General features: G+C 42.1%; 10 protein-coding genes. 4 read left to right on the plus strand and 6 right to left on the minus strand.

The genetic code is table 11. The features are described from left to right. Positions 1-2 precede the first annotated feature (2 nt). The gene (locus HGO23_RS14215; RefSeq protein ID WP_209027040.1) at positions 3-1346 is read right to left on the minus strand and encodes a Na(+)-translocating NADH-quinone reductase subunit A; all 1344 of its coding nucleotides are present in this window, start codon (positions 1344-1346) and stop codon (positions 3-5) included. A 430-nt stretch (positions 1347-1776) separates the two neighbouring features. On the opposite strand from HGO23_RS14215, the gene HGO23_RS14220 reads away from it, so the two are divergent. Then, complete coding sequence (locus HGO23_RS14220; protein ID WP_099134407.1) at positions 1777-2517, plus strand: L,D-transpeptidase family protein; 741 nt, start codon at positions 1777-1779, stop codon at positions 2515-2517. Here the strand turns inward: HGO23_RS14220 and HGO23_RS14225 are convergent. After that, the gene (locus HGO23_RS14225) at positions 2488-3255 is read right to left on the minus strand and encodes a class II glutamine amidotransferase (protein ID WP_209027041.1); all 768 of its coding nucleotides are present in this window, start codon (positions 3253-3255) and stop codon (positions 2488-2490) included. The genes HGO23_RS14220 and HGO23_RS14225 overlap by 30 nt on opposite strands. A 34-nt stretch (positions 3256-3289) precedes the next feature. Next, a complete protein-coding gene (lpcA, locus tag HGO23_RS14230; protein WP_099134409.1) occupies positions 3290-3871 on the minus strand; it encodes a D-sedoheptulose 7-phosphate isomerase in 582 nt (193 codons plus the stop codon). A 258-nt stretch (positions 3872-4129) separates the two neighbouring features. On the opposite strand from lpcA, the gene fadE reads away from it, so the two are divergent. Next, the gene (gene fadE, locus HGO23_RS14235) at positions 4130-6577 is read left to right on the plus strand and encodes an acyl-CoA dehydrogenase FadE (RefSeq protein WP_209027042.1); all 2448 of its coding nucleotides are present in this window, start codon (positions 4130-4132) and stop codon (positions 6575-6577) included. Between the two features lie 72 nt (positions 6578-6649). Here fadE and lysA read toward each other — a convergent pair whose 3' ends face one another. Next, a complete protein-coding gene (lysA, locus tag HGO23_RS14240) occupies positions 6650-7942 on the minus strand; it encodes a diaminopimelate decarboxylase (protein ID WP_209027043.1) in 1293 nt (430 codons plus the stop codon). A 206-nt stretch (positions 7943-8148) separates the two neighbouring features. Between lysA and HGO23_RS14245 the strand changes: the two genes are divergently transcribed. Beyond that, on the plus strand, positions 8149-9078 hold the full coding sequence (locus HGO23_RS14245) for a LysR family transcriptional regulator (RefSeq protein WP_209027044.1): 930 nt from the start codon (positions 8149-8151) through the stop codon (positions 9076-9078). Here HGO23_RS14245 and HGO23_RS14250 read toward each other — a convergent pair. Continuing rightward, positions 9061-9975, minus strand: a complete 915-nt coding sequence (locus tag HGO23_RS14250; protein ID WP_209027045.1) for a LysR family transcriptional regulator — start codon at positions 9973-9975, stop codon at positions 9061-9063. The two genes, HGO23_RS14245 and HGO23_RS14250, sit on opposite strands and share 18 nt — an antisense overlap. Before the next feature lie 194 nt (positions 9976-10169). Between HGO23_RS14250 and HGO23_RS14255 the strand changes: the two genes are divergently transcribed. Next, positions 10170-11000 (plus strand): MBL fold metallo-hydrolase, encoded by an 831-nt coding sequence (locus tag HGO23_RS14255; RefSeq protein ID WP_425330518.1) that lies wholly within the window; start codon positions 10170-10172, stop codon positions 10998-11000. 957 nt (positions 11001-11957) lie between these two features. On the opposite strand, the gene HGO23_RS14260 is transcribed toward HGO23_RS14255, so the two are convergent. Then, complete coding sequence (locus tag HGO23_RS14260) at positions 11958-12482, minus strand: prepilin peptidase (RefSeq protein WP_244589832.1); 525 nt, start codon at positions 12480-12482, stop codon at positions 11958-11960. Positions 12483-12590: the final 108 nt, after the last annotated feature.

Here is a 12590-nt window from a genome sequence, read left to right on the forward strand (position 1 = left end):
AATTACCCTTCCTGCTCAATCTTAGTCAGCACTTCACGCAGTACCAGACCATACTCATATTTACCCGGGCAAACATAAGTACACAGTGCCAAATCTTCTTCATCCAACTCCAGACAACCCAGTGCCTGAGCGCTGTCAGTGTCTCCCGCCAGCAAGTCACGCAGCAGATGAGTAGCCATAATGTCCAACGGCATCACCCGCTCATAGTTACCAATTGGCACCATAGAGCGCTCTCCGCCATTTGTAGTGGTTGAGAAAGCAAAACGTTTCTTTTTCAGGAAGTGACCGATGGTAGTACGGGTAATGGAGAATTTATTAATTCCCGGAGCAATCCAGCCAAACAGCTCTTTTTCACGCCCTTCAGCCAGAACAGAGACCAAAGTGTGGAAACGTCCCAGATAATGATGAACTTCATCTGATTTCATACCACACAATACAGAACCGGAAATGATACGGTTCTCACCTGCTTTCAACTGACCTTGCGTCAACTCCAGCAAATCAACGCCCAGACGGGAACGAACTAAACGTGGTGATTTAACCTGCGGCCCTGCCAAAGAGATTATGCGATCAGTATACAGTTCACCGGTTGTGAATAACTTACCGATAGCGATAACATCCTGATATCCCAAGTGCCATACTGTTTTTTGGGCACTGACTGATTCAATGAAATGAATATGCGTTCCAACCAGCCCTGCCGGATGTGGACCGACAAATTGGTTGTACGTAATTTGAGAATTGTTCCCTGCATTTGGAATATTTCCAGCGCCATGGCAGACGTGGATTTTTCCTACTGTCAGCTTTGACAGAATATTCAGACCATCAACAAAGGCCTCTTCCTGTGTCGCAATAACGACAGATGGATCAGCAGCCAGTGGCTGTGTATCTATTGCCGTGACAAAGATTGCCTTTGGTGTGGAACCGGGGACAGGTGAACGACTGAAAGGACGTGTACGCAACGCCGTCCACAGCCCTGATGCAAGCAGGTTTTTTTCTACCTGTTCACGAGTCAGACCAGCAAGCTCGGCACGATCATAACGATCAAATGTGATTTGTTCATCACCACTAACTTCAATCACAACAGATTGCAGTACACGACGTTCTCCGCGTCCAATGGTAACGACTTTCCCACTTGCGGGACTGGTAAAAACTACCCCTGGATTCTTTTTATCTTCAAAAAGAATTTGCCCTTTTTTAACATGCTCACCTTCCTTAACCAGCATAGAAGGACGCATTCCAACATATTCCTCGCCCAATAAGGCGACATAGCGAATTGTCGGACCATCTTCTATAACTTGGGCAGGCGCTCCTGCTATCGGGAGGTCGAGTCCTTTTTTAATTTTAATCATAAGATTTGCACAAGTTTATCAGTTAAATCATATGCTACAGATCATCCTGCGGAATTCCCCTGGGATAATGCAGCGACTTCAGTAATAAAAAACACGTTGAGTGGCATATGTCTCAAATTATTCATGCCGATAATCGTTACAATATTTTCTTAAGTTTCGCCGACAGCAATTCTAACATTTCCCCCAAACGCTGTCTGATTAATCAAGTGATTTAGCTCAAGCAAATAAAAATAATTTCTCTGCTGAACTGTAAACTACTCGATAAAGCCGAACCTAAGCCTCATTTTTCCCGACAAAGGAGTGCTTTTTGCGCAAGCGATTATTTTATGGGAACCAAATATTGCGGTTATATTTACTCAGCATATTGCCATGACCTGATAACCTTAAACTCAGTATTTCATTAATTTATTAACTTTTAGGTAGCAATGTTATGAAAGAAAAATTTATTTATTTCTCACTTATCTTACTTCTTACCAATATGCCAATTTTTACTCTGGCTAAAGGCGCATTATCAAGGAATAATTCATTAAGTGGACACTTACCATTAAAACAGCTCGGCTCTGAGATCTTCATTCAAATATTCAAAGAAGACAAAGTTCTTGAACTCTATACCAAAAGCAACACCGGACAATATCAATTAACCCAACGATATCCTGTTTGCAATTACTCCGGTGGTCTTGGCCCCAAGACATTGACCGGTGATTTCAAAAGCCCGGAAGGTTTTTACCTCGTCAACCTTAAACAGTTAAAGCCGGATAGCAGCTATTATCGGGCCATTAATTTGGGCTTTCCTAACAAATTTGATAAATACCGAGGTTATTCTGGTAAGAATTTAATGATCCATGGTGAATGTAAATCCATTGGCTGCTATGCCATGACTAATCGTTATATGGATGAGATATATCGATATGCGGAAAGTGCACTCCATCATGGGCAACGTGAAATCAAGATTAATATTTACCCTTTCAGGATGACGCCATCAAATATGAGACGTCATCACAATAACGCTAATTACTCATTTTGGGAACAGTTACAGCCTGCCTATGAATATTTTGTCAAAAACAGCACACCCGCTACAGTCAATATCATCAGAGGACAATATATTGTTAGCGTGGCACCTCCACCTGCTCGGCAAAATCAATCAGAATATGCGTTCACCAAGGTGAAATAAAACATAGCTCCCCGACTCAATTTTATTCCAGGTTTCGTTATGCGTTAAAGGCTGAGTTGCGATCACTGATACCACATCATCAGGGTGGGTATGTTGCTGAAAATCAATTTCAATATCCTGATCAAGTAATGTCGCCTTACCGAAAGGTGACCGACGGGTAATCCAATGCAATTGTGTCGAACAATAGGCCATCATAAATTTCCCGTCAGATAACAGCATATTGAACACCCCCTTTTCCCTGAGTGCATCTGCCAATGATGCAATAAAACGGAACACCGTAGACCAGTTAGCAGGTCGCTTAGGATATTTGATTGATAATTGGTGCAATATCCAACAAAATGCCCGCTCACTGTCAGTTTCACCAACCGGACGATAATTTCCCGTTTTCAGGTTACGGTATCCTTTCAATTGACCATTGTGAGCGTAAGTCCAGTGTCTGCCCCACAACTCACGTGTAAACGGATGGGTATTGACCAGAGATACATTGCCGCGGTTGGCCTGACGAATATGGGCAATAATGGCCTCTGATTTGATCGGATAACCCTGAATAAAGCGGGCAACAGGTGAATGACAACAGGGTTGATGATCTTTGAAAGTTCGGTAGCCCAACCCTTGATAGAAAGTAATTCCCCAACCGTCCCTATGAGGGCCGGTATTCCCGCCACGCTGGATCAGGCCACTCAAACTGAAAACAATATCCGTTGGTACATTGGCATTCATGCCAAGTAATTCACACATTGCCTACCTCTAACCTGCTCCTGACAATCTGTAATCAGACTCTTATCATTTCTTTCTCAATTAACTGAATCAAAATATGGATCACTTTGATGTGAATTTCCTGGATGCGATCTGCATAACCGAAATGCGGTACACGAATTTCAACATCTGCGGTTCCTGCCATTTTGCCGCCATCTTTACCAGTCAGCGTAATGACTTTCATCCCTTTTACGCGGGCAGCTTCAATTGCCTTAATAATATTACCGGAATTGCCTGAAGTCGAAATTCCGAGCAAAACATCACCCTTCTGACCAACGGCCTCAATATAACGGGAAAACACATAATCATAGCCAAAATCATTGCTAACACAGGATAAATGACTGGGATCAGAAATAGCGATACCAGGATATCCCGGACGATTTTCGCGATAACGGCCTGTCAATTCTTCCGCAAAATGCATAGCATCACAATGTGAACCGCCATTACCGCACGAAAGCACTTTTCCTCCCGCCTTAAATGAATCAGCCAACAAAACGGCTGCTTTTTGAATGGCCTCAATATTTGTATTATCGTTGAGGAAATTAGCCAGCGTCTCTGCGGCTTCGGATAGCTCACTGCGGATCAGATCTTGATACATGGGACTCATACTCCTGAAAGGAAAGGTCTTCGGGATTAATAACAACAGTTACCCAGTGTAACGGATTCCCCCCCCTGAAAGAAGATACCATCACATCTCTAAAAAATTCCCCTACCAAAAACTTCAATGACTTTGTGAGCTAGATTGTAATTAAGATGTAAATGTATTGATAAATGTCTTTTCCTCAACTAAAAAAGAAGGACATCACAACAGGTCAGACCTCTGACGACTCAACCTGAGATTTACAGGAGTTTTACTATGACCCTCCTCAGCATTATTTTGTTTTTAGTCTTGATTGGTGGGCTTTGTTACCGCAAAGTCAGCCTGACTGTCAGCAGCTTACTGCTTATTGCCTATACATTCATCATGGGTGTTACGGGTCTTTGGAGCTACTGGTTGCTGTTACCACTCGCTATTATCCTGTTCCCTCTTGTCTTCACTCCAACTCGTATCTCTCTATTCTCTGCTCTTGGTTTGAAAGCATTCCGCAAAGTTATGCCAAGTATGTCCAGTACAGAGAAAGAAGCAATTGATGCTGGTACAACATGGTGGGAAGGTGATCTGTTCCGCGGTAACCCTGACTGGAATAAATTGCATAACTATCCAAAACCACAGTTAACCGCTGAAGAACAAGCATTCATTGATGGCCCTGTGGAAGAAGCCTGCCGTATGGCAAATGATTTCCAAATCAGCCATGAATTAGCTGATTTACCTCCAGAGCTTTGGGCCTATCTGAAAGAACACCGTTTCTTTGCCATGATCATCAAAAAAGAATACGGCGGTCTGGAATTCTCAGCTTATGCTCAATCACAAGTGCTGCAAAAACTGGCAGGTGTCTCCGGTATTCTGGCGATAACTGTTGGTGTGCCTAATTCATTGGGGCCTGGTGAATTGTTGCAACACTATGGTACAGATGAGCAGAAAAAACATTACCTTCCCGGCCTCGCCCGTGGTGAAGAGATCCCTTGTTTTGCTTTGACCAGCCCGGAAGCAGGCTCAGATGCAGGGGCAATTCCTGATACTGGTGTCGTCTGTATGGGCGAATGGCAAGGCGAACAAGTGCTCGGTATGCGCCTGAACTGGAACAAGCGTTATATTACCCTTGCTCCTATCGCAACTGTATTGGGCCTGGCATTCAAACTGTATGACCCGGATCACTTATTGGGTGAGACTGAATCATTGGGTATAACCTGTGCCCTGATCCCAACAAACACCCCTGGTGTTGAAATCGGTCATCGTCATTTCCCTCTGAATATTCCATTCCAGAATGGGCCAACCCGCGGTAAAGATATTTTCGTTCCTATCGATTACATCATTGGTGGGCCGAAAATGGCAGGACAAGGCTGGCGTATGTTGGTTGAATGTCTGTCTGTTGGTCGTGGTATTACCCTGCCATCCAATGCAACCGGCGGACTGAAAAGCGCAGCTATGGCTATCGGTGCTTACTCTTATATTCGCCGTCAATTCAAACTGCCTATCGGCAAAATGGAAGGTATTGAAGAGCCACTGGCCCGCATCGCAGGTAACTCTTACCTGATGGATGCTGCGGCAACAATGATCACAAGCGGCATTATGCTGGGCGAAAAACCTGCCGTTCTGTCTGCTATCGTGAAATATCACTGTACCCACAGAGGCCAGCGTTCCATTATTGATGCAATGGATATTGCTGGTGGTAAAGGTATCTGCCTCGGCCCATCCAACTTCCTGGCTCGTGGTTATCAGGGTGCACCTATCGCCATTACCGTAGAAGGTGCAAACATTCTGACCCGCAGCATGATTATCTTTGGTCAAGGTGCAATCCGCTGCCATCCTTATGTTCTGGCTGAAATAGCCGCAGCAGAAAACAATGATGTTAAAGCGTTTGATAAAGCATTGTTCGGTCACTTAGGACACGTTGCCAGCAATACATTGCGCAGCCTGTGGTTAGGTATTACCAATGGCAGAACCAGCAATACCCCAGTCAATGATGCAACGCGTCGTTACTATCAGCACATCAATCGACTGAGTGCAAACCTTGCCTTAATGTCTGATGTTGCCATGGGGGTATTGGGCGGGAGTTTGAAACGCCGTGAACGTATCTCTGCCCGTTTAGGAGATATTCTGAGTCAACTTTTCCTGGCAACAGCGACCTTAAAACGTTACGAAGATGAAGGTCGCCAAAAAGAAGATTTACCACTGGTTCAATGGGCTGTAGAAGATGCCTTGTATCAGGCAGAACAAGCCCTAAACGATTTGCTGCGTAACTTCCCAAATCGCCTGGTTGCCGGTTTAATGCGAGTTATCATCTTCCCGTTAGGTCGCTCACATACTGCACCATCCGATAAATTGGATCACAAACTGGCACAGATATTACAAACACCTTCCGCAACTCGTGACCGGGTTGGTCGTGGGCAATATCTGACACCAAGTGAGCATAATCCTCATGGATTACTGGAAGAAGCACTGCATGACATTATTGCCTCAGAGCCTATTCACACTCGCCTGAGCCGTGAAGCAGGTAAAAATCTGAGTTTCACATGTCTGGATCAGTTGGCTGAAAAAGCATTAGCGGATAATAAGATCACTAAGGAAGAAGCTGATATCCTGAAACGTGCAGAAGTCAGCAGACTGCGTTCAATCAATGTTGATGAATTTGAAGCAGATGCATTTGCTGTCCCCAATGCAACAAAAAAGTCTAAAAATCAGCAACAGACTAAAGCAGCCTGATGCTGGAATGGTACAGATATTAAATAAGTAATGAGAAAAATATGGGGGCTTTATGCCCCCGTATTTTTACATTTATTCCAATGACAACAATTCTTGTATTGTCTGCCGACGTCGAATTAAACGAGGTTCACCATCAACAAACAATACTTCAGGGATCAGAGGCCGACTATTATAATTTGAGGACATAGATGCACCGTAAGCACCTGTATCATGGAAAATCAGATAATCACCGACAGCAACATTAGGCAACATACGGGGAATAACCTCCCCTCCTTCCAACTGAGTAAAGACATCTCCCGATTCGCATAATGGCCCTGCCACCAACGTCTCCTGTAAGTTTGTCCTCTCGCTGCTCTTACCTTCACTATTTTGCCCATTTCCAGATAACTCATTTTCAGACAACACAGAAATATGGTGATAACTGCCATACATTGCTGGACGCATCAAATCATTGAAACCTGCATCTGCCAGCACATAATGGCGACTTCCCATCGACTTTACCGCCCGTACTTCTGCCATCAAAATCCCTGCTTCGGCGACCAAAAAACGGCCGGGTTCAATTTCCAGCTCAATATGATGCCCCAAATGCTGCTCAATACGTTGGCGTGCTTCATGCCATAAACTGTAATAATGGCCAGTATTTACAACTTCTTCACCGATTTTATAGGGGATGGATAACCCTCCTCCTGCTGAAATGGCCTGAATATCCACCTCGCACAATACAACCTGCTCCACCATAGCATTACAGACATTAGCGAGATGTTGATAATCAACTCCTGAACCAATATGCATATGCAAACCTATCAGGTTCAGTTTATATTGACGAACTTTCTCAAGTGCTAAAGGTAGATCCTGAAACCAGATCCCATGCTTACTATTTTCACCGCCGGTATTCGTTTTCTGGCTATGACCATGACCGAATCCCGGATTGATGCGCAGCCAAACCGAATGGCCTGACTGACGCTGACCAATCTGCTCCAGCATATCGATAGAGCCTGCATTAACGGGGATATCTAACTCAATTACACGATCCAACGTCTCTTCATTAATCAGATCAGCAGTGAATACGATTTCAGATTTATCACGTCCTGGCTGAAATCCGGCATGAAGCGCACGTTCAATTTCTCCTAATGACACCGAATCCACTTTGACGCCTTGCTTCCTCATCAAACGCAGAATATGGGTATTGGAACAGGCTTTTTGTGCAAAACGAATAACATCAAACTTATTTAATTGATTTATTTTATTGACAATTATAGCGCTGTCATAGATCCACAGTGGTGTTCCATAAACAGTGGACAAGCTAAGGAGGTTCTCTGGTGTAAAATTATTGCCGAAAGAAACGGTAAGAGTTGGTTTTGTCATTGGGGTTTTCTCATATCAGCAGATGCTTCATTATTGACACCAATAAGACAGGAATAAAAATATCCTTTTTACTATCACCTATTCATCTACGATATCGTTTTGCTTTCTTTTTAAACGCATTATTATATGGTATCCAATTTATATGACTCCCAATATAGATAATTACCTGACGTGAGACAGCAAACCAAATAAAAAGGGGGAAAGTTATGCACGCCTGTTCATGGCGACATATAGAGATTTTTCATGCAGTCATGACCACCAAGAATCTGACTGATGCAGCGGTTTTATTGAAAACCTCACAACCAACGGTGAGCCGTGAACTAGCACGCTTTGAACAATTGCTGAAATTTAAGTTGTTTGATCGGATAAAAGGGCGTTTATTCCCAACGACACAAGGAATAAGACTATTTGAAGAGGTACAGCGCTCCTATTACGGGCTGGAAAGAATACTCAATACGGCAGATTGTATCCGCCAGTTTGAATATGCCCAACTATCCATTACCTGTTTGCCAGTATTCTCCCAATCCTTATTGCCTAAAGCCTGTCATAGCTTTATCCAATCCTACCCTGATGCGCAACTAACAATCATTCCACAAGAATCTCCACTACTGGAAGAATGGCTTTCAGCACAACGCCACGATCTCGGTTTGACTGAACATATGCAGACACCCGCAGGAACTGAACGTGAAACTTTGATGACATTGAACGAAGTTTGTGTTTTGCCTGCCAACCATCCACTCACGCAAAAATCGCGACTAGAACCAGAAGATTTTCATGGACAGCCGTTTATCAGCCTTTCTATTACAGATAGCTACAGGCAACTGATTGATGCGATATTTAATAAGCATCAGGTTTCACGCAAGATGATTATGGAAACCCACAGTGCGGCATCAGTATGTGCCATGATCAGTGAAGGTATTGGTGTATCGATTATTAACCCGCTGACGGCACTGGATTATCTGGATAAAAATGCCGGGTTCTGCATACGACCATTCAGTATCGAAATTCCGTTCACAGTCAGCTTAATTAAACCTATTCACCGCCCATCTTCAGAACCCGTCGAAATATTCATTGCTCATCTAAAACAGCAGGCTGAGCTATTTCCACAAAAATTAGCATTAGCTTTTCAACATTAATTGTTGCCAGTCGGGAGAAGATGCAAACCACTCAACCAGAAAATCCAACAATGCCCGCAAAGTAGCGGGCATATTTTGACGACTAACATAAATACCGTAAATTCCCATTGCCTGAGGTTGGTAATCAGGTAATAGATCAATCAACTGGCCGGATTTTAAGTAAGATGAAACGGAATAATAAGGTTGCATAGTGATACCAGCTCCTTGCAATGTGGCTTCCATAAGTACCGTTGATTCATTGGCACTTAACGTACCACTGACAGGAACTGAATACTGCTGATGCTGTTTTTCGAACAGCCATAAGCTTTTACCAAAAAAGTTATATGTCAAACAATTATGTTCTGCCAGATCGGCGGGTTTTTGCGGGATTATTTTCCCATCTAAATAAGAAGGAGCGGCACAAACAACAGAATGACAAGTCGATAGCGGGCGAGCAATCAAATTTGGCTCCAGATTATTGGTAATGCGGATTGCTAAATCAATACGTTCTTCGACTAGTTTAATGACTTTATTATTGATTTGCAGATTAACAGCGACATGAGGATACTTCCGCATAAATTCAGGAATCGCCACAGACAGAGCGCTGATTCCCAACGATTGAGAACAACCTACCCTTAATAATCCTTTCAGGGTATGAGCCTCTGCCGATTGCTGAGCCGGCATCGCTTCCGCTAACTTCATTAATTTAAGGCTACGCTGATAAGCCTGCTCTCCCGCTGAAGTCAGACTTATTTTGCGCGTTGTGCGATGCAGAAGACGAACTTCTGCCCAGCTTTCCATTTCAGATAGATAACGTGACACCATTGCCCGTGACATATCAAGTCGTTCTGCTGCTGCACTCAAACTGCCTTGTTCAACAATTGTGACAAAAACCTGTGCTGCGGTGATCCTGTCCATCTTGTCTCTGTATCTCCATGTTGATTAGCTCGATATATGCAACAAATAGTTGCCAGTTATGGGATTTTTAAATCGAAATATGCAATTTATGATACGAGTGATTCAAGCAAATAAGCATTTTTGTATATAGGAATTCGATTATGGCTCATAAAACAATACGAAATACCGTTCTGGCTGCAACACTCTCTCTGGGAATGGGGACATTCGCTCAAGCTGCCGATCTTAAGTTAGATGTCTACAATCCGGGCGAAGCCGGCATCTTCCCAGTCTCTTCTGAAATCATCAGTGGCAAACATGAAGTTGTACTGATCGATGCACAATTCAAAAAAAGCGACGCTCAAGAACTGGTCAAAATGATCCAACAGACCGGTAAAAAACTAACAACGATCTACATCAGCCAGTCTGATCCTGATTTTTATTTCGGCCTTGATGTGATCACTGAAGCTTTCCCTGATGCCAAAGTGATCGCCTCACCTGAAACGATTAAAGCTATCAAAGAAACCAAAGATGGTAAACTGGCCTATTGGGGTGGCATCTTACAAGATCAAGCACCCGAAAAAATTATTGTTCCTAAACCATTGAAAGGAAAAACCTTTACTGTAGATGGTGAAAAACTGATTGTTGAAGGTTTAAATGGCCCTGCCGCAGACCGCACTTTCGTATGGATCCCGAAATTAAAAGCAGTTGTTGGTGGTGTAACTGTTTCTGACAACATCCATGTATGGATTGCTGATACTCAGACTAAATTATCGCGCCAGCACTGGATGCAGACATTAGAGCGAATCAAAAGCTTAAAACCTGAAACTGTGGTTCCCGGTCATTATTTGGGGAATTCATCAATGACATTGGAATCAGTAAATTTTACCCAAAATTATCTGACAACACTGGAAAAAGAATTACCAAAAGCAAAAGATTCAGAAGCATTAATTTCAGCCATGAAAAAACATTACCCAAACCTTGCTGATGAATCCAGTCTTGAGTTAAGTGCCAAAGTATTGAAAGGCGAAATGAAATGGCCTCAATAAATTAAAAATATGGGTGTTACGAAAAGTAGCACCCATATTTTATTAGAACAGAAAGCCCTAAAATAAGTACTTTCATCCAACATAAAACTCAAAATATCTCACACTACAATTATAAAACTTAAAAGACTAACGAATAAAATAAACGCTCTCAACCATTCTGCCCAACCACTCTAACAAAAAATAAAGTATCAGAACAAATTAGTGATAACATTTATTTAAAAACTTCCTTTAATGCTTTATATTTATCACTATACAAAACTTAACAAGATAATAGGAAAAACAACAAAAAAACCTATTAGATGAACATAAAATAGCCTTAATTAATATGACATTTATCTCCCTTTTAAGTTCTAAAATAATTAATTAATTTAAGTTGTGATCAATAGGCCATAATTAAATAAATCCGCTTGAATAAAAATCTCACTTTTTTTTAAATTTGGTGTCGGCGGAGAGATAAGCAAACAACCTAAGATAATTAGATGCTTTTAACATCTAGATTATGCAAAGTGACCTGCTTAAAGCCAACTAGATGCTTCTAACGTCTAGCGCATGCAAGATGAGCTGCCTACACCCACTAGATGCTTCCAACGTCTAGCGTATGCAGGATAGCTGCCCAAGCCTACTGGATGCTTTTAACATCCATTGTATGCAAAAAGCAGTTGAGTACATTAGATGCTTTTAACATCTACCATGTGCGTAATGTGTACACTAGGTTCAAATCTTGCTCTCTCCGCCACTTTTTATTTCCCCACAGCCTGTCATTGCCATCAATCAAGTTCAATAGGCTGTCCGGCAGAAATATTCTTTGCATTCGGCAACCATAACCTTCCCCACATACCACTACAGTGACAAGCATAAACATGTTGTATCTTTTCTTTTTTTGATGTACTCCCTGATGTTTAAAAGGGGAAGCATCATGTTTAGATTTGCTGTGATAATTATCTAAAATTACTAAAGCTAAATCACGTTAGCTCCATGAAAATTAAAAACCATCAAAAGTATGGCAGAAAAACAGAGATAAGGCCCAAAAGCGATAAATTCAGGGTAGCTTTTTCTTTTCAGCCAAATCATAACAAACCCTAATAGACCAGATAATGAAGCCAGCAACATCAACACGGGTATCATATCTACACCAATCCATGCACCAATTGCGGCAGTCAACTTTAAATCGCCGTAACCTATCCCCTCTTTCTTCAATGTATACCGACAAAGCCAATATAATATCCATAAAAATAAATACCCTGATATGGCGCCATATATCGCACTCTTTATTGGAACTACTTCATTATTACTATTAAGTACCAATCCAAGCCATAATAAAGGTTGAGTGAGCATATCTGGTAGCTGATAAGTTTTTATATCGATAACTGCTAATAAAAACAAAACGATGCAGAAAAATAAAATTATTATTTCATTCATACTGACTAAATTATTGGACCATTCATTTTTCTCATCCATGAAAATGTTCAATATAGTTTCCATAAAATAACATCCCTGTTATTCCCGACGTCTTTCAAGTTGCAGCTTTTTGACTACATCTTGAAATCCACAGGGCATACCGATATCCCTTATTTATTCTCTGATATTAAT

The sequence above is a fragment of the Xenorhabdus budapestensis genome, from assembly GCF_017743015.1.
Taxonomy (GTDB): Bacteria; Pseudomonadota; Gammaproteobacteria; order Enterobacterales; family Enterobacteriaceae; genus Xenorhabdus; species Xenorhabdus budapestensis.